This is a genomic window from Lelliottia sp. (assembly GCF_045627565.1).
Lineage (GTDB): Bacteria > Pseudomonadota > Gammaproteobacteria > Enterobacterales > Enterobacteriaceae > Enterobacter.
In genome coordinates this window covers 1-23721 of the sequence record NZ_JAZQNX010000018.1, presented here as the reverse complement: position 1 = coordinate 23721, position 23721 = coordinate 1, and the positions used below count along the sequence as shown (strand labels likewise).

Below are 23721 nucleotides of genomic sequence, written 5' to 3'. Positions count from 1 at the left end.
CACTCAGCTTTTTAGTTTTTAACTATCCGACGGTTTTTTATAAGCGTCGACACCCAGGCTTTGCTTAAAATATCATATTATTATAAAGAGGATTATATGCACATTACTTACGATCTTCCGGTGACGATTGAAGACATCCAGGCCGCTCGTAAACGACTGGCTGGAAAAATATATAAAACAGGAATGCCGCGTTCTAATTATCTTAGTGAGCGTTGCAAAGGTGAAATATTCCTGAAATTTGAAAATATGCAGCGTACAGGTTCATTTAAAATTCGCGGTGCATTTAACAAATTAAGCTCGCTAACTGAGGCGGAACGACGTAAAGGCGTGGTGGCCTGTTCAGCAGGAAACCATGCTCAGGGTGTATCTCTTTCCTGCGCTATGCTGGGTATCGACGGCAAAGTGGTGATGCCGATGGGCGCGCCTAAATCCAAAGTGGCCGCAACACGTGACTACTCGGCCGAAGTGATCATGCATGGCGACAACTTCAACGACACCATTGCTAAAGTCAGTGAAATCGTGGAGCTGGAAGGGCGCATCTTTATTCCTCCATACGATGATGCGTTGGTGATTGCCGGTCAGGGAACGATTGGTCTTGAGATCCTCGAAGATTTATACGACGTGGATAATGTGATTGTGCCTATTGGCGGCGGTGGTTTAATTGCCGGTATTGCTACCGCAATAAAATCCATCAACCCCACAATTAATATTATCGGTGTGCAATCTGAAAATGTTCATGGGATGGCAGCGTCATATTATGCCGGTGAAATAACCAACCATCGAACGACAAGCACCTTAGCCGACGGTTGTGATGTTTCTCGCCCAGGGAAATTAACGTTTGAAATTGTGCGTGAATTAGTCGATGACATTGTTCTGGTGAGCGAGGACGATATTCGTAACAGCATGGTGGCACTTATTCAACGAAATAAAGTCGTGACCGAAGGCGCGGGTGCGCTGGCGACCGCTGCATTATTAAGTGGAAAATTGGATCATTATATTCAGGGACGGAAAACAGTCAGTATTATTTCCGGTGGTAATATCGATCTTTCACGTGTTTCCCAAATTACCGGTCTCGTCGACGCATAAATAAGGACAGATTATGAGCAATACTGAAAGCATTATTGTCAGTCAGACAAAAACAACGTCCTGGCGGAAATCAGATACGACCTGGACGCTGGGGTTGTTTGGTACGGCCATCGGCGCAGGCGTTTTATTCTTCCCTATTCGCGCTGGTTTTGGCGGCCTGATCCCCATCTTACTGATGCTGGTGTTGGCATACCCAATCGCCTTTTATTGCCACCGTGCACTGGCGCGCTTGTGCCTGTCCGGCAGCAATCCATCGGGCAATATCACCGAGACGGTAGAAGAGCATTTCGGTAAAACCGGCGGTGTGGTGATCACCTTCCTTTATTTCTTTGCCATTTGCCCGCTGCTGTGGATTTACGGCGTCACCATTACGAACACCTTTATGACTTTCTGGGAAAACCAGCTCCAGATGCCTGCGCTGAACCGTGGCTTTGTGGCCTTGTTCCTGTTGCTGCTGATGGCGTTTGTTATCTGGTTTGGTAAAGACCTGATGGTCAAGGTGATGAGTTTCCTGGTGTTCCCGTTTATTGCCAGCTTGATTCTGATTTCCCTGTCGTTGATTCCTTACTGGAACTCGGCGGTGATCGACCAGGTCAGCATGAGCGATCTCTCCTTCACCGGACATGACGGCATTCTGGTCACCGTCTGGCTGGGCATTTCCATCATGGTCTTCTCGTTTAACTTCTCACCCATCGTCTCCTCTTTTGTGGTCTCGAAACGTGAAGAGTACGAAGGTGAATTTGGTAAAGAATTTACCGAGCAGAAATGTTCCAAAATCATCGGCCGCGCCAGCATGCTGATGGTCGCTGTGGTCATGTTCTTCGCCTTTAGCTGCCTGTTTACGCTCTCTCCGCAAAACATGGCAGAAGCTAAAGCGCAGAACATTCCGGTGCTTTCTTACCTGGCAAACCACTTTGCCACCATGTCAGGCACTAAATCGACATTCGCCACCGTGCTGGAATACGGCGCATCGATCATCGCGCTGGTCGCCATTTTCAAATCCTTCTTCGGCCACTATCTGGGCACGCTGGAGGGGCTGAACGGCCTGGTGCTGAAGTTCGGCTACAAAGGCGATAAGAAGAAAGTCTCCGTCGGCAAACTGAACACCATCAGTATGATCTTCATCATGGGTTCGACCTGGGTTGTGGCTTACGCCAACCCGAACATTCTTGACCTTATCGAAGCCATGGGTGCGCCAATTATCGCTTCTCTGTTGTGCCTGCTGCCGATGTTCGCCATTCGTAAAGTCCCTGCACTGGCGAAGTTCAGAGGCAGAACCGAGAACCTGTTCGTTACCGCGGTTGGTCTGCTGACCATTCTGAATATCGTTTACAAACTGTTCTGATTTATTGCTCAGGAAGAGCGGAGTAAAGACATGATTGAGTTTCCGGTTGTACTGGTCATTAACTGTGGATCGTCTTCTGTGAAGTTTTCTGTGCTCGACGCGGCAAGCTGTGAGGCGCTGATCACCGGCATCGCGGATGGTGTTAACACGGAAAACGCCTTTATATCCGTGAACGGGGGCGAGCCAGCACCGCTGGCTCGCAAGGACTACGAAGGGGCGTTGGCCACCATCGCCCTGGAACTGGAAGCGCGCGATTTGATGGGCAGCGTGGCCTTAATTGGCCACCGTATCGCTCACGGCGGCAGCGTTTTCAGTGAATCCACCCCAATCACCGATGAGGTCATCGATCAGATTCGTGAGATTTCCCCGCTGGCCCCGCTACACAACTACGCCAACCTCAGCGGTGTAGAAGCGGCAAAGCATCTTTTCCCGGGCGTGCAGCAGGTGGCGGTCTTTGACACCAGCTTCCACCAGACGCTCCCTCCGCAGGCTTACTTGTACGGCCTGCCGTACCGTTATTTTGAAACGCTGGGCGTGCGTCGTTACGGTTTCCACGGTACGTCCCATCGCTACGTCGCCCAGCAGGCGTATTCCTTGCTGAATATTCCTCAGGACGACAGCGGCCTGGTGATTGCTCACCTCGGCAACGGCGCATCCATTTGCGCGGTGCGTAACGGCGAAAGTGTCGATACCTCTATGGGCATGACGCCGCTGGAAGGGCTGCTGATGGGCACGCGTTGCGGCGATGTGGATTTTGGCGCGATGGCGTGGATCGCTCAACAGACCGGCCAGACCCTGGACGATCTGGAACGCGTGGTGAATAAAGAGTCCGGTCTGCTGGGCATTTCGGGCCTCTCTTCCGATCTGCGTACGCTGGAGAAAGCGTGGCATGACGGGCACGAGCGCGCGCGATTAGCGATTGAGACGTTTGTGCATCGCATCGCGCGGCATATTGCCGGGCACGCCGCGTCGCTGCACCGTCTCGACGGCGTGGTCTTTACCGGTGGCATTGGCGAGAACTCAAAACTGATCCGCCAACTGGTGACGGATCGCCTGAAGGTTTTCGGCATCACATTGGATCCGCTGAAAAATGCCTTACCGGGCAGCGCTGGCGAGCGAATCATCACCACTGATGATTCAGATGTGCTGTGCGCCGTCATCCCCACCAACGAAGAAAAAATGATCGCGCTGGATGCCATTCGTCTTGGAAAGGTCCATCCAGCCGCTGCTTACGCCTGATACAGAGAGAAAATCATGAAGGTTAATATGGATATCAGCGCGACGCCTTACAGCGACGCGTGGGCCGGGTTTCGCACAAATGAATGGCAAAATACGATCGATGTGCGTGATTTTATTCAGCACAACTATACCCCGTACGAAGGCGACGAATCCTTCCTTGCGCAGGCGACGCCTGCTACGACGGCGCTGTGGCATAAAGTGATGGACGGTATTCGACAGGAAAACGCCACCCATGCGCCGGTCGATTTCGATTTAAACGTTGCCACCACCATCACCGCTCACGCCCCTGGCTATATCGACAAAGATCTCGAAACCGTCGTGGGTTTGCAGACGGATAAACCGCTGAAGCGCGCGCTGCATCCGTACGGCGGGATCAACATGATCCGCAGCTCATTCGAAGCCTACGGACGTGAAATGGATCCGCAGTTCGAATATCTGTTCACGCATCTGCGTAAAACACATAACCAGGGCGTATTTGACGTCTATTCGCCGGATATGATGCGCTGTCGTAAATCGGGTGTGCTCACCGGCTTGCCGGATGGCTACGGTCGCGGGCGTATTATTGGTGATTACCGCCGCGTGGCGCTCTACGGCATCAGCTATCTGGTGCGCGAGCGCGAACTGCAGTTTGCCGATCTCCAGTCCAAAATGGAGTGCGGCGACGATCTCGAAGCCACGATCCGCCTGCGCGAAGAGTTGTCTGAGCACCGCCGCGCGCTGCTGCAAATTCAGGAGATGGCGGCGAACTACGGCTTTGATATTTCTCGCCCGGCCATGAACGCACAGGAAGCGGTGCAGTGGCTGTACTTTGCCTATCTGGCTGCGGTGAAATCGCAGAACGGCGGGGCGATGTCGCTCGGTCGTACGGCAACGTTTATCGATATTTATATTGAGCGCGATATGCAGGCAGGACGCCTGAATGAGATCCAGGCGCAGGAGTTGATCGACCATTTCATCATGAAGATCCGCATGGTGCGCTTTCTGCGTACCCCGGAATTCGATACGCTTTTCTCGGGCGACCCGATTTGGGCGACGGAAGTGATCGGCGGCATGGGGCTGGATGGACGCACGCTGGTGAGCAAATCATCGTTCCGCTATCTTCATACGCTGAACACCATGGGGCCTGCGCCGGAGCCGAATTTGACTATCCTGTGGTCAGAAGAGTTGCCGATTGCCTTTAAAAAATATGCGGCGCAAATGTCGATTGCCACCTCATCGTTGCAGTACGAAAACGACGATCTGATGCGCACGGATTTTGACAGCGATGATTACGCCATCGCCTGCTGCGTCAGCCCGATGGTGATTGGCAAGCAGATGCAGTTCTTCGGCGCGCGCGCCAACCTCGCCAAAATCCTGCTGTACGCGATCAACGGCGGTGTGGATGAGAAGCTGAAAATCCAGGTCGGGCCGAAAACCGCGCCGCTGCTGGACGATGTGCTGGATTACGACACCGTGATGGCGAGCCTGGACCACTTTATGGACTGGCTGGCGGTGCAGTACATCAGCGCGCTGAATCTCATTCACTATATGCATGATAAATACAGCTACGAAGCCTCGCTGATGGCGCTGCATGACCGCGACGTGCATCGCACTATGGCCTGCGGGATCGCTGGATTATCCGTTGCAGCCGATTCGCTGTCCGCTATCAAATACGCGACGGTCCAGCCGGTGCGCGACCATAACGGTCTGGCGGTAGATTTCGTTATCACCGGGGAATATCCGCAGTACGGTAATAATGATGACCGCGTGGACAGCATTGCCTGTGACCTGGTTGAGCGCTTTATGAAGAAAATTCAGGCGCTGCCAACCTATCGCAATGCCGTGCCAACCCAGTCGATTTTGACCATCACCTCTAACGTGGTGTATGGGCAGAAGACCGGCAACACGCCGGACGGACGCCGTGGCGGCACACCGTTTGCGCCAGGGGCGAACCCGATGCACGGACGCGATCGTAAAGGGGCGGTGGCGTCGTTAACCTCCGTGGCGAAACTGCCGTTCACCTACGCCAAAGACGGGATTTCGTATACGTTCTCCATCGTGCCGCAGGCGCTGGGCAAAGACGAAGGAGTGCGTAAAACTAATCTGGTCGGGCTGTTGGATGGGTATTTCCACCACGAGGCATCCATAGAAGGCGGTCAGCATCTGAACGTTAACGTGATGAACCGCGAAATGCTGATGGATGCGATCGAACATCCAGAGAATTACCCAAACCTGACAATCCGCGTTTCGGGATATGCGGTGCGCTTTAATGCGCTCACCCGCGAACAGCAGCAGGACGTGATTTCGCGTACCTTCACCCAGGCGATCTAACGCCTAACTCGCCAACAAGCCCCCTTCCGGTAAGGGGGCTTTTTTTTTGCCCACTCGACATACAAAATTGTTTATATAATTAATCACACATATTCATCCGATCTTGAAAAACAATGCACCTGTTTTCCCTAACCGTATTGAGGATAGAAAGATGATGAAAATTACCCGTATTGCCCTGCTGGCCGCCACGCTTGCAGGCGTTAGCTTTACCGCTCAGGCGGCAGACATGGAGGCGGCGCCAACGCCTGCACAGGATCCGCTGGTACAGCATTTGAAACTCAGCAACGAACAGGTGAAAAAAATCGAGACGCTGCACCAGGAGCTCAATGACAACGTCAGTAAAATCCCGATGACCGGCGTTAAAGATGGCGCGCTGGTGGAGATGTTTCAGGCAGGAAAATGGGATGAAAGCGTAGTGAAAAATCAGCTCTCTGCCTTCAGTAAAGTGGAAGAACAAGCACGCTATTACCGCGTGAAATATTACTTCGACGTCAGTCAGGTACTCACGCCTGAACAGCGCAAACAGGTTAAATCTGATATGGCCAATGCGCTGGCTAACTGACTTTCTGCCCGCCGCCGCGCGGGCTTTTTATTTCTTTGAACTGCATCACTGTTAGAAAGTATTTTCTCTATTTATTAAATAGAGAGTAATTATTTCTTCTGCTTGTGGAAAGCCCTTCAAATATTGTGACTTTTTTCTCCCACCCTCTCGGTATGATCTTTTTATTCCAATAACAAGCATCTGCAACGATTCGACTCATTATCGCTGGTGAGTAGATCCCTATAACAATAACGTTCTACCCTACAAAATAAGCGAGTGCCTAATGGATACGGCGACAAACAGCAGCGTGATTGTAAATGACTCCCCGGCGGCAAGACGGGCGGGAATGAGTGAAAGTGAATGGCAGGAAGCGATAAAATTCGATGGCAACGATACCGGCTGGGTCATCATGAGTATCGGGATGGCGATCGGCGCGGGAATTGTTTTTCTCCCGGTTCAGGTTGGGTTAATGGGGCTGTGGGTTTTCTTGCTCTCTTCCATTATTGGTTATCCGGCCATGTATCTCTTCCAGCGCTTGTTTATTAACACGCTGGCGGAATCACCGGAGTGCAAAGATTACCCAAGCGTTATTAGCGGTTACCTCGGTAAAAACTGGGGCATCTTGTTAGGGGCGCTCTATTTCGTGATGTTGGTTATCTGGATGTTTGTCTATTCCACGGCGATAACCAACGACAGTGCATCTTATCTGCATACTTTTGGCGTGACCGAAAGCCTGCTGTCGGAAAACCCGTTCTACGGCTTATTCCTGATTTGTATTCTGGTGGCAATTTCCTCGCGGGGTGAAAAGCTGCTGTTTAAAGTCTCGAGCCTGATGGTGCTGACCAAGCTGCTGGTGGTCGCCGCGTTAGGGCTGTCGATGATTGGCCTGTGGCATCTTTACAACACGGGGACGCTGCCGCCGACAGGCCTGCTGATTAAAAACGCCATTATTACGCTACCGTTTACCTTAACCTCCATTCTGTTTATTCAGACGCTGAGTCCGATGGTGATTTCTTATCGTTCGCGATCAAAGTCTATTGAAGTCGCGCGGTATAAAGCGCTGCGGGCGATGAATATTGCGTTTGGAATTCTGTTTGTAACGGTCTTTTTCTACGCGGTTTCTTTCACGCTTGCCATGGGGCATGACGAAGCGGTCAAAGCTTATGAGCAGAATATTTCTGCCCTGGCGATTGCTGCGCAGTTTATTAGCGGTGACGGTGCGGGTTGGGTCAAAATCGTCAGTGTTATTCTGAATATTTTTGCCGTGATGACCGCCTTCTTTGGCGTCTATCTTGGGTTTCGCGAAGCCACGCAGGGCATTGTGATGAATATCCTGCGCCGCAAAATTCCGGCCGACAAAATCAATGAGCGTACCGTACAGCGCGGCATTATGGTCTTCGCCATTCTGCTGGCCTGGAGCGCCATTGTGTTAAACGCCCCGGTGTTGAGTTTCACCTCAATCTGTAGCCCGATTTTCGGCATGGTGGGCTGCTTAATTCCCGCGTGGTTGGTCTATAAGGTCCCTGCGCTTCACAAATATAAAGGCGTGTCGCTGGTGATTATTATTATTACCGGCCTGCTGCTTTGTGTTTCTCCTTTCCTCGCTTTCTCATAGGGCGCAATTAAGGTCGTAACGATGTCTGAGCAAATGAATCCTTTGTGGAACCTGTTTATTCGCGCGGTGCAGGAAGAGGTTAAGCCTGCATTGGGGTGTACCGAGCCTATCTCGCTGGCACTGGCCTGTGCGATTGCAGCCGAGCAACTGGACGGGGATATTACGCATATTGATGCGTGGGTTTCGCCGAATTTAATGAAAAACGGGCTGGGTGTAACGGTGCCCGGCACCGGCATGGTGGGCTTGCCGATTGCGGCTGCGTTGGGTGCAATCGGTGGTGATGCGCAGAGCGGGCTAGAGGTTCTGAAAAGCGTCTCCAGCGAGGCTCTAGACAGGGCGAAGTTCCTGCTTGCCTCTGGACATGTGCAGGTCAAATTGCAGGAGCCGTGTGACGACATTCTTTATTCCCGAGCTTGCGTGTATGCCGAGGGTGAATCGGCAAGCGTCACGATTGCGGGTGGGCATACGCGGGTGGTGAAGATTGAGCATCAAGGTGAAACCCGTTTCATGCTCGATGAGGAGCAGCAATGCTGTGCCGACGATCCGCTGGCAATACTCTCGCAAACCACGCTGTTTCAGATCCTGGCGTTTGTCGAGCAGGTGCCATTCTCCGCGATCCGCTTTATTCTGGAGTCCGCGCGTTTGAACGACGCGCTTTCCCAGGAGGGATTAATCGGCAGGTGGGGACTGCATATCGGTGCAACGCTGCGTAAACAGCAGGGGCGAGGTTTTATCGCGCAGGATTTAGGGTCGGAAATTGTGATCCGCACTAGCGCCGCATCGGATGCGCGCATGGGCGGTGCGACCCTGCCCGCGATGAGCAACTCTGGCTCCGGCAATCAGGGCATTACCGCCACCATGCCCGTGCTGGTCGTGGCGGAACATGTTCAGGCAGACGACGAAAAGCTGGCGCGAGCGTTGATGCTTTCACACCTGTCGGCGATTTACATCCATCATCAGTTGCCGCGGTTATCAGCACTGTGCGCAGCGACCACAGCGGGTATGGGGTCGGCGGCAGGGATGGCGTGGCTGATGGACGGCCGCTATGACGCTATCGCCATGGCGATAAGCAGCATGATTGGCGATGTCAGTGGGATGATTTGCGACGGCGCATCGAACAGCTGCGCAATGAAAGTCTCAACCAGCGTTACCAGCGCCTGGAAATCGGTGATGATGGCGCTCGATGATTCTGCCGTGACCGGCAACGAAGGGATTGTGGCACATGATGTCGAGCAGTCTATCGCTAATCTGTGCGCTCTGGCGTGCCGGTCAATGCAGGAAACCGATCGGCAGATTATCGAGATCATGGCGAAGAAGGCATCCTGAAAAAGCCACACTTCTGAGCCGTATTGTTCCCTCTCCCCTTAGAGGAGAGTGAACGATACGGTGCCCGGAACGTCGTTATACCGGCAAATCAATCAACAGCGCGCGCAGCGGCGTGTCGGCAACCAGCGTGATATTCGCTTCATCACGGATAAACGCGCCGTCACCGCAGGTGAGCGCTTCTTTCTCTTCCGTGTGTGTCAGCGCATGTACCGTGCCGTGAATCGATTGCAGATAGGCTCGCGGGCCGTGAAGCTGGAAACTCGCCTGTTCCCCTTTTTTCAGTTCAATATGGTGCAGCCACACCTGCTGGCGCAATTGCAGGCTATTGTGACTGCCATCCGGCGAGGCGATCACTTGCTGCTTTTCGCCGCTCAGATTGATCTTCTGCACGGCCGGATTTTCGCGTTCTGGACAGGCATCAAGCCACAGTTGCATGCGGGTCAGCGTTTTATCTTTGCTGAGGTTATGCTCGCTGTAGCTAATGCCCGGTTGGGTTGAAATCAATAACGCTTCACCCGCTTTCGCCTGGACGTGATTGCCCTCGCTATCGCGATATTCTGCTTCACCTTCGAGGATCAGATTCAGGATATCCACTTTCGGATACGTACGCGGCTGGAAAGACGCGCCCGGAGCGAGCACTTCCTGATTCAGCACGCGCAGTGAGGCGTAACCGAGCAATTTGGGATCAAAGTAGTGTCCAAAGGAAAAGGTGTAGCGGGCCTGCAGCCAACCAAAATCGGCTTGTCCGCACTGTTTTGCTGTTCTTGTCGTAATCATAAAACTGACCTCTCTTTACACTAAAACAATGGTAAAGGTATGGACGCTTCATTGTTAGCCAGATATTCTGCCCGGTATGTTCAAATTTCCTGAATGAGAACGAGATGGCAAAAGAAAGGGCATTGACGCTTGAGGCGCTTCGCGTGATGGACGCGATCGACAGGCGTGGCAGCTTTGCCGCTGCGGCAGACGAGCTGGGGCGCGTTCCGTCTGCGCTGAGTTACACCATGCAGAAGCTCGAAGAAGAGCTGGACGTGGTGCTATTCGACCGTTCCGGTCACCGAACAAAATTCACCAATGTCGGACGCATGCTGCTGGAGCGCGGGCGCGTTCTGCTGGAAGCGGCCGACAAACTGACGACCGATGCGGAAGCGCTGGCGCGCGGCTGGGAAACGCACCTGACGCTGGTCACCGAAGCGCTAGTACCGACCGCCGCGTTATTCCCGCTGGTGGAGCGTCTGGCGAATAAAGCCAATACGCAGCTTTCCGTGATTACCGAAGTGCTGGCGGGCGCGTGGGAGCGTCTTGAAACGGGCAGGGCGGATATTGTGATTGCGCCGGATATGCACTTCCGTTCGTCGTCAGAGATCAATTCGAAAAAACTCTATAGCGTGATGAACGTTTACGTCGCTGCGCCGGATCATCCGATTCATCAGGAGCCGGAACCGTTATCCGAAGTGACCCGCGTGAAGTATCGCGGTGTGGCGGTGGCGGATACCGCGCGAGAACGTCCGGTGTTAACCGTCCAGCTTTTGGATAAACAGCCGCGTCTGACCGTGACGTCGCTGGAGGATAAGCGTCAGGCGCTGTTAGCCGGTTTGGGCGTCGCGACGATGCCGTATCCGTTTGTCGAAAAAGATATCGCAGAAGGGCGCCTGCGCGTCGTCAGCCCGGAATACACCAATGAGGTCGATATCATTATGGCCTGGCGCCGCGACAGCATGGGCGAAGCCAAATCGTGGTGTTTACGCGAGATCCCTAAGCTGTTTGCGAACAAATGAGGGTATGCCCGGCAGGCGCAACGCCGCCGGGCAGGAATTATGCGAGACGTTTGGGATCGGGACCAAAACGGTTTTCACCCGGCGTACCGCTCTGACAGCAGAAGACCAGAATCACCAGCCAGCCGATAATCGGGATCAAAATCAGCAGTAACCACCACGCCGAACGGTCGGTGTCATGCAGTCGGCGGAACAGCACCGCCCAGGATGGCAGAAAGACCAACAGCGCATAAATAGTGGTGAGAATGCCTTCGCCGCCCGCGCGCTCCCAGCCCAGAATCCTGTCGACAATTCCTATCACCATGGCGAGAACGAAGTTCACCAGCATGAACATCCAGTACTCTTTGCGACGGGCGCGGCCGCCAAATCCCACGTAGTTTTTCAGTACTTTTAGATACCAGTCCATTTTTCCCTTCCCTTAATAGCAATTAATCACTTGTTTTTTAAGCGATCAGATTAAGCGTAGACGGGAATAAATGCGTGGTAAAGGGCACGCATTGGTGCCCTTTGGATGACGGTGTTAATCAACCGAAACGCGTATCGCGGCCGTGGGGTTCATCCAGATCCTGCCACGGGCCAATGGAAATAATACCCGTTGGATTGATGGTTTTATGACTGCGATAGTAGTGGGTGCGGATGTGACCAAAATCGACGGTTTCGGCGATACCGTCCATCTGATAAATATCACGCAGGAAACCGGACAAATTCAGGTAATCGCTGATGCGGTGTTTATCGCATTTAAAGTGGGTGACATAAACCGGATCGAAGCGCACCAGCGTCGTCCACAGGCGGATATCGGCTTCTGTCAGCGTATCGCCCGTCAGATAGCGATGCTGTCCAAGGATCTGCTCCAGCCGCTCGAGCGATTCAAACACTTTTGCGACCGCGTCGTCGTAGGCTTCCTGGCTGGTGGCAAATCCGGCTTTATAGACGCCGTTATTCACGTTGTCGTAAATCCAGCTGTTCAACTCGTCGATTTTATCGCGCAGTGCAGGCGGGTAGAAATCACCGGCGCGGGCACCGTGCGCGTCAAACGCGGTATTGAACATGCGGATGATCTCCGCGGATTCATTGCTGACGATGGTTTGATTTTGTTTGTCCCACAGTACGGGAACTGTGACGCGTCCGGTGTAGTGCGGATCGGCGCGCAGATAGAGCTGATACAGAAAGTCGTGGTGATACAGGTCATCGCCCGTGGCGGCCGGGAAATCACTGTCAAAGGTCCAGCCGTTTTCCAGCATCAGCGGGTTCACCACCGAAACAGGAATTAACGCGTCCAGCCCCTTTAATTTACGTACCATCAGCGTGCGGTGCGCCCACGGACAGGCCAGCGACACATAAAGATGATAGCGATCTTTTTCCGCCGCAAAGCCGCCTTCGCCAGTGGGACCCGGTGCGCCATCGGCAGTGAGCCAGTTACGGAAAGCCGAAACAGAACGCTTAAAGCGTCCCCCAGTGGATTTGGTGTCATACCAGATGTCCTGCCAGACGCCGTCAACAAGTTGTCCCATTTTTTCCTCCTGTATAAAAAACAAAAGCGAGGAGATGTCTCCTCGCTTTTTTATTCAGTATAGCGTGCTTACCACTTTTTATTCAGAACACGGTCGATGCTGAAAGCGCCTGGACCGGTAATAGCCAGCAGCAGGAAGCCGCCTGCGATGGTCAGGTTTTTCATGAACATCAGAGAGTTCATGCCTTCCGCAAAGTTGCTGTGGAAGATAAACGCGGTCAGCAGCGTGAAGCCCGCCGTGAACAGTGCAGTGGTGCGAGTCAGGAAGCCGAACAGAATCGCCAGACCGCCGCCAAACTCAAGCAAAATGGTCAGTGGCAACAAGAACCCTGGGACACCCATCGCTTCCATGTATTGTTGCGTGCCTGCATAACCGGTGATTTTGCCCCAGCCTGCGGTGATGAACAGAATTGGCATCAAAATACGTGCGACCAGAATACCAACATCTTCTAATTTTTTCATTTTACTCTCCAGGGAACCACAATGGCTGCTGATTATTATTTGTGTGCAAATCCGGGGGGATACCGCGGGTTTGCTGTCGATGGAGAGGATAATAAACGTGACGAATGACAATTGTTAGCAAGGAAAACTGTCAATCTCCTTCAAAGATATTGAGTAAGGGAGTGTGCGCCTATGTGCTCACCGCATCCCTCCTCACGGGGAGAGGCGCAAAAACAAAAAACGGTAACATGCGTTACCGTTTTGCTTTTACTACCGCAACTGTTGTTGCCGGAGTGTGGCTTTCACCAGACGCCAGGCGCTCCACGCGCCAAAGCCACGTCTGGCCCAGCGCACGAGCATACTGGGATGACGAACAGACCAGATCGCCATCACGCTGCTTCCGACCAATGCCCATGAGCGCATGCTAAGAAGCGTGCTCCAGCCACGATCGTACGCCCGCGTCACTTCCAGCCAGTCACGGCGACAGGCGGTCAGATCCAGCCGTTGCTGCTGGATCTGACTCAACAGATACGCTTTGCGCTTCTGACGTTCAGTTGTGCTGCTCACGGCTTGTCATCCTCCAGCAGCGTGCGGTCGTTGGCCAACTCCTGACGGGTATGGCGCAACAGCGTAGAGGTGCGCGCCTTATGCATCGTCCAGATCCCGCCTATCAGCGCAGCCACCAATAGCACGACAGTTGTTGCAATCATCGCGTTAAGCCGATACTGCGGGTCGATGGCCCAAATGATCAGCACCATCAGGCTCATCAGACCAAACGCGGCGAACAGCATGGTGAGTCCCAGCATGAGCAGCATCTGAAAGAGATTGGCTTTCTCCTCTTCCAGTTCCACCACCGCCAGGCGAACTCGCGTTTCGGCAATGCCGACCAGCGTCGTTAAAATACGCTGGCCGATACCGAGGACGTTTTTTGCAGGCCCCTGTGCGTGACGAGGATCTTCCATAATCAGCGACGCGTCAGCAGAACGCCCAGGACCACACCCACGGCGGCACCGATGCCTACGCCTGTCCACGGATTATCGCGCACATATTCGTCCGCACGAGCCGCTGCTTCACGAGTCTGTTTTGCCAGCGCATCACCGGTTTCACCCAGGCGGTAGCGGCTGTCTTTCAGCGCACTTTCCGCTTTGCTGCGCAGTTTGCTCAGCTCTTCTTTCGATTTATCGGTCGAAGAGTTCAGCACCTCTTCCAGGGTATCGGCCAGGGATTTCAACTCAGCGCGCAGGTGTTCTGAAGTAGTATCTTTAGACATGATTTTCTCCTGTTGAGATTTCCGTTAACTCAATAATCGCGAGCTTCAAGAGCTTTCAGTTCTTCCTGAGCCTCTTTCAACTTTTCTTCGCGCTTTGTAATCTTATCCGCATCACCTTTCTCTTTCGCCTCTTTCAGGTCGTGACGGCGTTCAGCAATCTCTTCCTTTTGTTCAGCGATTTTCTTCTGGTGATCGGCACGCAGCTTGCTGTCCGAACAGTTGGCTTTCACTTCACTTAACGCTTTTTTCAGGCCATCAATGCGGTTCTGATTGTTATGCTTTTCGGCATAACTGATCTCACGCTGAATGTCCTGTTCTTTCTCCTGACAGAGAGAGTTTGCAAAGGAAGCTGTGCTCAAAGAAAAAAGGGCCAAAGCCAGGGTGATGCGGTATTTCATTATAGAAACCTTCCATTGTGTTACGGCATTTTAAAGAGAATGCCGCGGTCCAGTATCATGCGGAGAACATCTGAGGGGTGCTCCGCGTACTTAAGCATAGTAAGTAAACGGGGGAATCACCAAAGTGAGTGAAAAGATTCAGAATATAGGAAATTAACCAAACCGATGCGATGTGTCACGCAGTCGCGTTAACCACACCGCTGTCTGGCTTTGATCGTCCTGCAGCGCAATGATGTAGCCGCGCGGCAGGGAGCGGTCGAGAACAACCTTCGCTGCGGCGCTTTGCGCGCTGGAATCAAACTTAATCAGCAAAACGTCATCCTGCGGCGTGATGCTTTTAAACTGAATGCCGTTCGCATCCAGATGATGCCAGATATAAAAACCGTCAGGGACGCTAGCCCCTTGGCTCACCGGGCGAATCGCCAGGGTGGATTCCTGGCGCTGAAGTGCGGTCCAGACCAGAATCAACGCGCTGAGGATCACCAACGCGATCAACCCATAAGACAAGCGGCGCAGAGCCAGTGGCGAAATAACCATGTTAGCTCCGTGCCCCGTATTTCTTTTTCAACAGCACGTATACCGATCCGAGCAGACCAAAGACCAGCAGCACGACAGGAAGTAGCATCAGGCAGGACATCAACTGGTCTTCGTATTTCAGGAACACCGGCGTTTTGCCCAGCAGATAACCAAGGCTGGTTAAAATCAGCACCCACAGCAAGCCACTCATCCAGTTAAAGAACTGGAAGCGGGCGTTGTTCAGGCCAGACAGGCCTGCGATCGTTGGCAGCAATGTACGAACAAAAGCGATGAATCGGGCGATCAGCAGGGCCGAAAGACCATGCTTATGGAACAAGTGGTGCGCTCGCTGGTGGTAATGGGCTGGAAGATGAGAAAGCCAGTTCTGTACGATACGCGTATTGCCCAGCCATCGTCCCTGGATATAACTCACCCAGCATCCCAGGCTGGCGGCGATAGTCAGCAGGAGAACGGTTTGCGGGAATTCCATTGCGCCTTTCGCGCACAAAACACCCACCAACACCAGTAAGCTGTCGCCAGGGAGAAACGCAGCGGGGAGCAGTCCATTCTCAAGGAATAGAATCATAAACAAGACGAAATAGAGCATGCCAATCATGGAGGGATTGGCCAGGGTTTCGAAATCCTGGGCCCATAAGGCATTCAGTAATTGGGTCAAAAGTTCCATTCAGTGTTCCTGGAGATCGGTTAACGTCTCGCCTGTTATCCGGGTCAAACAGCACAGCGACATCGTTTATAATTTCATTATGGTCGCTCGCGGACACATTGTGGTGGCCAGAACTGTTCCCTGTAAAATGGCTAGGTAAGCAAGCACTAACTAAAAAATGCAATTTGCATCCAATTGTAACAAAGCCCAACGTACTGCGTCAGATAATTTGCGCTCGGCTGGATAAATGATTTTGGCTTAACAAACGGAAGGGAAGCGAGGCTTTTTACACAGGCTGACACTATATTTGTTTTACTTACCCCAGCATGCCGGAAGGCGCATCGGTGCGCCTGCCAGCGAAAAGCGTTTCTATTTTGCCTGACTGGATGCTGTATCGAGGTGAACGACGGGATTATCAGCAAAAAGATAGCGGTCTGCATTGAATTCGAAGTCGTCACTGGTTTCGTTGAACAGCATCAGTTTGGTGTTTTCCAGATGCTGCCACATCGCCAGTTTTGCCGCGTGCGGATCTTTACGAATCAGCGCTTTAAGAATTTGATCATGATCGTCACACCAGTTATCCACGGTACGCAAATCGATGTGATCGTGCAGTTTCTTCCAGTACGGGTTATGAACGCGCTGAGTCCACATTTTTTCGACGATTGCCGCCAGAGCCGTATTTTGCGTCGCCAGTGCTACCTGAACGTGGAATTGCAGGTCCCATTCTGAATCGCGGAAGCATTTTTCCTTGCGCGCATTGTCCTGGATTTCCATCAATTTCATGATGTCCTGCTTGGTCACCTGCGTCGCCGCAAACTCCGCTATATTGCTTTCGATAAGCTGTCGCGCCTGGAGCAGCTCAAACGGACCGTAGCTAGCAAATTCCAGACTTTCGTCTGGAACAGGAGAGTGTTTCGGCAGATTGGAAATCACATGAATGCCGGAGCCTTTGCGTACTTCGACGTAACCTTCCACTTCGAGCATGATAATGGCTTCGCGAACCACGGTGCGGCTGACGCTCTTTTCATCAGCAATAAAGCGTTCTGCCGGGAGTTTGTCACCCACCAAATAGACGCCTTGCTCGATACGGCTTTTCAGCTCGGCAGCAAGTTGCTGATACAAACGACGGGGTTCAGTGATTTCCATATGCGCTCCAGGCAAGGTACGGCGGATGATTTGTTATACCACTTTTGCGAGCCAGTCTCCAGATTTCCCCCTGTTTCGCCATAAAAAAAGCCGCCCGGAGGCGGCTTTAATCAATATTGTGAACTGGGCTAACTTTGTGCGGCGGGCCCGCCCACCGAGCTGTTTTGTAGCTCCTCGGCAGACTGGTTTTTCAGCACCGTCCAGATAACGACAGCCCCCATCAAATCGAAGATAGCCAGCACTGCGAACAGCGGGCTGAAGCCGATGGTATCCGCCAGCGCACCGACGACCAGGGCAAACATAGTACTCGCGGTCCAGGCGGCCATCCCGGTCAGGCCGTTGGCGGTTGCTACCTCGTTACGTCCAAAGACGTCAGAAGAGAGGGTAATCAGTGCGCCAGACAGGGACTGGTGAGCAAAGCCACCAATACACAGCAGACCAATCGCGACGTATGGGCTGGTGAAGAGACCGATCATGCCCGGGCCAATCATCAGCAGTGCGCCCATGGTGACCACCATTTTACGGGAAACAATCAGGTTCACACCAAACCAGCGCTGGAACAGCGGCGGCAGATAACCCCCGACGATACAGCCCAGGTCAGCGAACAACATAGGCATCCAGGCGAACATCGCGATCTCTTTCAGGTTAAAGCCGTAGACTTTAAACATGAACAGCGGGATCCAGGCGTTGAACGTTCCCCAGGCCGGTTCTGCCAGGAAACGTGGCAGGGCGATACCCCAGAACTGGCGGGTGCCCAGGATCTGCCATGGCGTCATTTTTTTGCCATTGTTGGTCTGATGCTGAGACTCCTGACCACTAATGATGTATTCGCGTTCTTCGTCAGACAGTTTCTTCTGATCACGCGGGTGTTTGTAGAAAATCAGCCACGCCATTGCCCAGGCAAAGCTCAGGACGCCAGAGATGATAAACGCCAACTGCCAGCTGTGCATCACGATAGCCCACACCACAAGTGGAGGAGCAATCATGGCGCCGATAGAAGAACCGACGTTGAAGTAACCCACGGCGATGGAGCGCTCTTTTGCCGGGAACCATTCGGAGCTGGCTTTCAGGCCTGCAGGGATCATTGCAGCTTCAGCCGCACCGACCGCACCACGTGCCAACGCCAGTCCACCCCAGCTTCCTGCCAGTGCGGTTGCACCACAGAAAATCGCCCAGGTTACGGCGAAGAAGGCGTAACCCACTTTGGTGCCGAGAACATCCAGAAGGTAGCCCGCAACAGGCTGCATGATGGTATAAGCCGCGGAGTAAGCCGCGATAATGTATGAGTATTGCTGCGTGGAGATATGCAGCTCTTCCATTAGCGTTGGCGCAGCCGCCGCTATGGTGTTACGCGTCAGGTAACCCAGCACGGTGCCGAGCGTCACCAGTGCAATCATGTACCAACGTAACCCTTTAATTTTACGCATGTAAAACCTCATCGTTATAGTATTGCCGCGCCGGAGCACGGTAACATCTCGACCGTTTCCGGGAGCTGTCTTGTAACGGGAGGGCGTAACGGGGAGTGACTCCCGGAACGGCCCGAACCTTGCCATAAGTAATCGTGCATAAGTCGGTATCCGTACCGCTAATTCCGATGTTGAAACACCGGTAATGCATTCCGTCGGCTTATATGTTGCGACGGCGAAAAGATAACTTGTCATACAACTTTAAAAGGTGAGTGACATCACAAAAGCGTGAATCTTAGTGTGGTCATTATTTTCACGATATGAAGCCAGTGCTGGCGCGGTTTGCACTGAGGTTTGCTCCTTTGGGGGTAATTATTTTGTCGACGTTTATTGATCTAACTCACGAAAAAAACTTCTGTCGCTGGAAATTGGTGTGATAACTTTGCAGCATCTGAACATAAGTTTCTGACGCTCTCGTTATAGAGGAAGATGATAATGACGCCGTTTATGACCGAAGATTTCCTATTAGATACCGAATTTGCTCGCCGTCTGTACCACGACTACGCAAAAGACCAGCCGATTTTCGACTACCACTGCCATTTACCGCCGCAGCAGGTTGCCGAAAATTATCGCTTCAAGAATCTGTATGACATCTGGCTGAAGGGTGACCACTACAAATGGCGTGCAATGCGCACCAATGGTGTGGCTGAGCGCCTGTGTACCGGTGATGCGACTGACCGCGAGAAGTTTGATGCGTGGGCGGCAACTGTGCCACACACCATCGGTAACCCGCTGTATCACTGGACGCATCTGGAACTGCGTCGTCCATTCGGTATCACCGGAAAACTGCTGTCGCCAACCACTGCCGACGAAATCTGGAACCAGTGTGGCGATCTGCTGGCGCAGGATAATTTCTCCGCACGCGGCATCATGAAGCAGATGAATGTGAAGATGGTCGGTACCACTGACGATCCGATTGATTCTCTTGAACACCATGCGGTCGTCGCGAAAGACACCTCTTTCGATATCAAAGTGCTGCCAAGCTGGCGCCCGGATAAAGCCTTCAACATCGAGCAGGCGACGTTCAGCGACTATATGGCGAAACTGGCCGAAGTATCAGATATCGATATCCGTCGCTTCACCGATCTGCAATCTGCGCTGACCAAACGTCTGGACCACTTTGCTGCCCACGGCTGTAAAGTGTCTGATCACGCACTGGACGTGGTGCTTTTCGCTGAGTCAAACGAAGCAGAACTGGATAGCATCCTGGCGCGTCGTCTGTCCGGTGAAAGTCTAAGCGAACACGAAGTGGCGCAGTTCAAAACCGCCGTGCTGGTCTTCCTGGGTGCAGAATACGCGCGTCGCGGCTGGGTTCAGCAGTATCACATCGGTGCGCTGCGCAACAATAACCAGCGTCAGTTCAAACTGCTGGGCGCGGACGTCGGCTTTGACTCCATCAACGACCGTCCGCTGGCGGAAGAGCTGTCAAAACTGCTGAGCAAACAGAACGAACAAAATCTGCTGCCGAAAACCATTCTGTACTGCCTGAACCCACGCGACAACGAAGTGCTGGGCACCATGATCGGTAACTTCCAGGGCGAAGGCATGCCGGGCAAGATGCAGTTCGGTTCCGGCTGGTGGTTCAACGATCAGAAAGACGGCATGGAACGTCAGATGACGCAGTTGGCACAGTTAGGTCTGTTAAGCCGTTTTGTCGGCATGCTGACCGACAGCCGCAGCTTCCTGTCTTATACGCGCCATGAATATTTCCGCCGCATTCTGTGCCAGATGATTGGCCGCTGGGTGGCAGCAGGTGAAGCGCCCGCTGACATTCAACTGCTGGGTGAAATGGTGAAAAACATCTGCTTTAACAATGCGCGCGACTACTTCGCCATTGAACTGAACTAAGGCCGTTTGAGGTTGATATGCAATACATCAAGATCCATTCGCTGGATAACGTAGGCGTAGCACTGGCAGATTTGGCCGAAGGTACGCAAGTCACTTTCGACACGCTTTCGGTCACGTTACGTCAGGCAATTGGCCGTGGACATAAGTTTGCCCTGATCCCCATTGCGAAAGGGGAAAACGTGGTGAAATACGGTTTGCCCATCGGCCATGCGCTGGCGGACATTGCGCCGGGTGAATACATTCACTCTCACAATACCCGCACCAATCTCAGCGATCTGGACGAGTACAGCTATCAACCTGATTTCCAGGCGGAAGCCAATCAGCCGGCAGATCGTGACGTTCAGATCTACCGCCGTGCTAACGGCGAAGTGGGGATCCGCAATGAACTGTGGATCCTTCCTACCGTCGGCTGTGTGAACGGGATCGCGCGTCAAATTCAGACGCGTTTTCTGAAAGAAACCAACGATGCCGAAGGCACCGACGGGGTATTCCTGTTTAGCCACACCTATGGCTGCTCTCAGCTCGGCGACGACCACATCAACACCCGTACCATGCTGCAAAACATGGTGCGCCACCCCAATGCGGGTGCGGTGCTGGTGATTGGCCTCGGCTGTGAGAATAACCAGGTCGATGCTTTCCGCGAAACGCTGGGTGATTTTGACCCTGACCGCGTCCACTTTATGGTGTGTCAGCATCAGGATGACGAAGTGGAAGCGGGGCTTCAGCAACTGCACCAGCTGTATGACGTGATGCGTCACGACAAACGTGAGCCGGGCAAACTGAGCGAGCTGAAGTTTGGTCTGGAGTGCGGCGGTTCCGATGGCCTTTCCGGCATTACCGCTAACCCGATGCTGGGGCAATTCTCGGACTATATGATCAGCAACGGCGGCACGACCGTGCTGACCGAAGTGCCCGAAATGTTCGGCGCTGAACGCATTCTCATGAGCCATTGCCGCGACGAAGAGACGTTCGAAAAAACCGTCACCATGGTGAACGACTTCAAACAGTATTTCATCGCGCACAATCAGCCGATTTACGAAAACCCATCGCCGGGTAACAAAGCGGGCGGGATCACCACGCTCGAAGAGAAATCGCTTGGCTGCACGCAGAAAGCGGGTGCAAGCCAGGTGGTGGATGTCCTTCGTTATGGCGAACGTTTGAAAACTCACGGTCTGAACCTGTTAAGCGCACCAGGGAATGACGCCGTCGCTACCAGTGCTCTGGCGGGCGCAGGCTGTCATATGGTGCTGTTCAGCACCGGTCGTGGTACGCCTTACGGCGGTTTTGTCCCGACGGTAAAAATTGCCACCAACAGCGAACTGGCTGCCAAGAAAAAGCACTGGATCGACTTTGATGCCGGTCAACTGATTCACGGCAAAGCGATGCCGCAGCTGCTGAATGAGTTCATCGATACCATCGTGGATTTTGCCAACGGCAAGCAGACCTGTAACGAGAAGAATGATTTCCGCGAACTGGCGATCTTCAAAAGCGGTGTCACGCTCTAGTACCGCGGTTTGATGCCCTCACCCTGACGCTTTCCCACGGGGAGAGGGCAAAAACACTAAAAACGGCAACCTCAGGGTTGCCGTTTTGCTGTTAACCTCGTAACGCGTTCTTCGCTAAACGCGCGTCTTCCGCCTGACATACCGCAGCCGTAAACATCACGTCAGTTGAGGAGTTAATCGCGGTTTCGCACGAGTCCTGCAACACACCGATGATGAAGCCCACTGCAACCACCTGCATGGCAATTTCGTTCGGGATGCCAAACATATTACAGGCCAGCGGGATCAGCAGCAGTGAACCGCCCGCCACGCCCGACGCACCACAGGCGCACAGTGCCGCCACGACGCTCAACAGCAACGCCGTCGGCAGATCCACCGGAATGCCCAGCGTATTTACCGCCGCCAGCGTTAGCACCGTAATGGTGATCGCTGCACCCGCCATATTCACGGTTGCGCCCAGCGGAATCGACACGGAATAGGTATCGCGGTCTAGATTCAGCTTTTCGCACAGCGCCATGTTAACCGGAATATTCGCCGCTGAACTGCGGGTGAAGAACGCCGTCACGCCGCTTTCGCGCAGACACATCAACACCAGTGGATACGGATTGCGACGGGTTTGCAGGAACACCAGCAGCGGGTTAATCACCAGCGCGACGACCGCCATACAGCCGATCAGCACCAGCAGCAGTTGGGCATAACCCCACAGTGTGGAGAAACCGGTGGTGGCCAGCGTGGAGGAGACCAGGCCGAAGATACCGATCGGCGCAAAGCGAATGACGATTTTTACCATAAAGGTCACGGCATTTGAGACATCGTTGACCAGGTTTTTCGTTGTTTCGTTACCGTGACGCAGCGCAAAGCCCAGGCCAACCGCCCAAACCAGAATGCCAATATAGTTAGCGTTAAGCAGGGCATTAACAGGGTTAGAAACCATGCTCATCAGCAAGCCGCGTAACACTTCCACAATACCGGATGGCGGTGTGATATCGCCCGCCGCGCTGGACAGATGCAAGGTGGACGGGAACAGGAAACTGAACACCACCGCGATCAGCGCGGCAGAAAATGTCCCCAGCAGGTAAAGGAACAGAATAGGGCGGATATTGGTTTTTTGTCCGTGCTGATGATTGGCGATAGAGGCCATCACCAGCATCAAAACGAGTATTGGTGCTACTGCTTTCAACGCGCCGACAAACAGCGTGCCGAGCAAACCGGCCGCTTCAGCCGCCGGTTTTGAGATTAGCGCCAGCAGAATACCCAATATTAGGCCTACCAGTATTTGTTTAACCAGGCTGCCCTGCGCAATACGCGCGAGCAGACCAGACGATTGCATGGTCATAGTCAATCCTTAAGTGAAATTGTGTTCCATCCTGGATGCGTTCTAGGTCGCATTTATGTCCGGATGTAAGTAAATGTTTGCCTGGTTGAGTATAGGGAAAAGGCGCGGAGTGGGAAGTGTAAAATGCTGGAATTTACGTGTTGCGTCATATTTTTTAACTGTTATTTAACATCGTTGCGGCTTGTGCAAGGTAAAAGCAAAACGGTAACGTCAGTTACCGTTTTTAGTATTTACACCCTCTCCCGTGGGAGAGGGCTGGGGTGAGCAGCTGTGTTCAAAGTCAACGGCTGACTGCTATTCTGCCACCCATTTTTTATTGTCCCGCACCATCGCATTCAGGATTGTCACCAGCTTCCTGACACAGGCCGTCATCGCCACCTTAAACGC

The 23721-nt window shown here is 53.1% G+C and carries 23 protein-coding genes; 10 read left to right on the top strand and 13 right to left on the bottom strand.

Annotated elements, in window-relative coordinates; translation table 11 throughout:
- The first annotated feature begins 96 nt into the window (after nucleotides 1-96).
- From tdcB to ACKI5T_RS09805, 7 genes are all read left to right on the top strand, one after another.
- Complete coding sequence (gene tdcB, locus ACKI5T_RS09835; RefSeq protein WP_015960548.1) at nucleotides 97-1086, top strand: bifunctional threonine ammonia-lyase/L-serine ammonia-lyase TdcB; 990 nt, start codon at nucleotides 97-99, stop codon at nucleotides 1084-1086.
- Nucleotides 1087-1099: 13 nt separating this feature from the next.
- Nucleotides 1100-2431, top strand: coding sequence for a threonine/serine transporter TdcC (tdcC, locus tag ACKI5T_RS09830; protein WP_407437213.1), 1332 nt, complete (start codon nucleotides 1100-1102; stop codon nucleotides 2429-2431).
- Nucleotides 2432-2461: 30 nt separating this feature from the next.
- The gene (gene tdcD / locus ACKI5T_RS09825) at nucleotides 2462-3670 is read left to right on the top strand and encodes a propionate kinase (RefSeq protein WP_407437212.1); all 1209 of its coding nucleotides are present in this window, start codon (nucleotides 2462-2464) and stop codon (nucleotides 3668-3670) included.
- A 15-nt stretch (nucleotides 3671-3685) separates the two neighbouring features.
- On the top strand, nucleotides 3686-5980 hold the full coding sequence (gene pflB, locus ACKI5T_RS09820) for a formate C-acetyltransferase (protein WP_407437211.1): 2295 nt from the start codon (nucleotides 3686-3688) through the stop codon (nucleotides 5978-5980).
- A gap of 151 nt (nucleotides 5981-6131) precedes the next feature.
- Nucleotides 6132-6542 (top strand): Spy/CpxP family protein refolding chaperone, encoded by a 411-nt coding sequence (locus tag ACKI5T_RS09815; RefSeq protein WP_407437210.1) that lies wholly within the window; start codon nucleotides 6132-6134, stop codon nucleotides 6540-6542.
- 262 nt (nucleotides 6543-6804) lie between these two features.
- Nucleotides 6805-8136, top strand: a complete 1332-nt coding sequence (locus ACKI5T_RS09810) for a hypothetical protein (protein WP_407437209.1) — start codon at nucleotides 6805-6807, stop codon at nucleotides 8134-8136.
- A 21-nt stretch (nucleotides 8137-8157) separates the two neighbouring features.
- Complete coding sequence (locus ACKI5T_RS09805) at nucleotides 8158-9462, top strand: serine dehydratase subunit alpha family protein (protein ID WP_407437208.1); 1305 nt, start codon at nucleotides 8158-8160, stop codon at nucleotides 9460-9462.
- Nucleotides 9463-9537: 75 nt separating this feature from the next.
- Here the strand turns inward: ACKI5T_RS09805 and ACKI5T_RS09800 are convergent, their stop codons facing one another.
- On the bottom strand, nucleotides 9538-10239 hold the full coding sequence (locus ACKI5T_RS09800; protein WP_407437207.1) for a pirin family protein: 702 nt from the start codon (nucleotides 10237-10239) through the stop codon (nucleotides 9538-9540).
- 104 nt (nucleotides 10240-10343) lie between these two features.
- Here ACKI5T_RS09800 and ACKI5T_RS09795 point away from each other — a divergent pair, with 104 nt between their 5' ends.
- The gene (locus ACKI5T_RS09795) at nucleotides 10344-11240 is read left to right on the top strand and encodes a LysR family transcriptional regulator (protein ID WP_015960542.1); all 897 of its coding nucleotides are present in this window, start codon (nucleotides 10344-10346) and stop codon (nucleotides 11238-11240) included.
- 37 nt (nucleotides 11241-11277) lie between these two features.
- On the opposite strand, the gene ACKI5T_RS09790 is transcribed toward ACKI5T_RS09795, so the two are convergent.
- From ACKI5T_RS09790 to ACKI5T_RS09740, 11 genes are all read right to left on the bottom strand, one after another.
- Nucleotides 11278-11643, bottom strand: a complete 366-nt coding sequence (locus ACKI5T_RS09790; RefSeq protein ID WP_202666223.1) for a DUF805 domain-containing protein — start codon at nucleotides 11641-11643, stop codon at nucleotides 11278-11280.
- A 118-nt stretch (nucleotides 11644-11761) separates the two neighbouring features.
- Complete coding sequence (locus ACKI5T_RS09785; protein ID WP_407437206.1) at nucleotides 11762-12748, bottom strand: glutathione S-transferase family protein; 987 nt, start codon at nucleotides 12746-12748, stop codon at nucleotides 11762-11764.
- A 68-nt stretch (nucleotides 12749-12816) separates the two neighbouring features.
- Entirely contained in the window at nucleotides 12817-13209 is a 393-nt protein-coding gene (locus ACKI5T_RS09780; RefSeq protein WP_015960539.1) for a DoxX family protein, read from the bottom strand.
- 249 nt (nucleotides 13210-13458) lie between these two features.
- Entirely contained in the window at nucleotides 13459-13755 is a 297-nt protein-coding gene (locus tag ACKI5T_RS09775) for a YqjK-like family protein (RefSeq protein WP_407437205.1), read from the bottom strand.
- Nucleotides 13752-14150 (bottom strand): phage holin family protein, encoded by a 399-nt coding sequence (locus tag ACKI5T_RS09770; RefSeq protein ID WP_015960537.1) that lies wholly within the window; start codon nucleotides 14148-14150, stop codon nucleotides 13752-13754. Before ACKI5T_RS09770 ends, ACKI5T_RS09775 begins: the two co-directional genes overlap by 4 nt.
- 2 nt (nucleotides 14151-14152) lie before the next feature.
- Entirely contained in the window at nucleotides 14153-14458 is a 306-nt protein-coding gene (locus ACKI5T_RS09765) for a YqjD family protein (RefSeq protein WP_015960536.1), read from the bottom strand.
- A 29-nt stretch (nucleotides 14459-14487) separates the two neighbouring features.
- Nucleotides 14488-14856 (bottom strand): DUF1090 domain-containing protein, encoded by a 369-nt coding sequence (locus tag ACKI5T_RS09760; protein WP_407437204.1) that lies wholly within the window; start codon nucleotides 14854-14856, stop codon nucleotides 14488-14490.
- A 153-nt stretch (nucleotides 14857-15009) separates the two neighbouring features.
- Nucleotides 15010-15393 carry an EnvZ/OmpR regulon moderator MzrA gene (mzrA, locus tag ACKI5T_RS09755; RefSeq protein WP_407437203.1) on the bottom strand — a complete coding sequence of 128 codons (384 nt, stop codon included), beginning with the start codon at nucleotides 15391-15393 and terminating at the stop codon, nucleotides 15010-15012.
- Nucleotide 15394: 1 nt separating this feature from the next.
- Complete coding sequence (gene yqjA, locus ACKI5T_RS09750; RefSeq protein WP_015960533.1) at nucleotides 15395-16057, bottom strand: DedA family general envelope maintenance protein YqjA; 663 nt, start codon at nucleotides 16055-16057, stop codon at nucleotides 15395-15397.
- Nucleotides 16058-16405: 348 nt separating this feature from the next.
- Nucleotides 16406-17182: a transcriptional regulator ExuR gene (gene exuR, locus ACKI5T_RS09745; RefSeq protein ID WP_015960532.1), complete on the bottom strand. Its 777-nt coding sequence runs from the start codon at nucleotides 17180-17182 to the stop codon at nucleotides 16406-16408.
- 128 nt (nucleotides 17183-17310) lie between these two features.
- Nucleotides 17311-18609, bottom strand: coding sequence for an MFS transporter (locus ACKI5T_RS09740; RefSeq protein ID WP_041689534.1), 1299 nt, complete (start codon nucleotides 18607-18609; stop codon nucleotides 17311-17313).
- 474 nt (nucleotides 18610-19083) lie between these two features.
- On the opposite strand from ACKI5T_RS09740, the gene uxaC reads away from it, so the two are divergent.
- Nucleotides 19084-20496, top strand: a complete 1413-nt coding sequence (gene uxaC, locus ACKI5T_RS09735) for a glucuronate isomerase (RefSeq protein WP_407437202.1) — start codon at nucleotides 19084-19086, stop codon at nucleotides 20494-20496.
- Nucleotides 20497-20513: 17 nt separating this feature from the next.
- The gene (locus ACKI5T_RS09730) at nucleotides 20514-22001 is read left to right on the top strand and encodes a UxaA family hydrolase (RefSeq protein ID WP_407437201.1); all 1488 of its coding nucleotides are present in this window, start codon (nucleotides 20514-20516) and stop codon (nucleotides 21999-22001) included.
- Between the two features lie 91 nt (nucleotides 22002-22092).
- Here ACKI5T_RS09730 and sstT read toward each other — a convergent pair whose 3' ends face one another.
- Nucleotides 22093-23334 carry a serine/threonine transporter SstT gene (sstT, locus tag ACKI5T_RS09725; protein WP_407437200.1) on the bottom strand — a complete coding sequence of 414 codons (1242 nt, stop codon included), beginning with the start codon at nucleotides 23332-23334 and terminating at the stop codon, nucleotides 22093-22095.
- Nucleotides 23335-23721 lie beyond the last annotated feature (387 nt).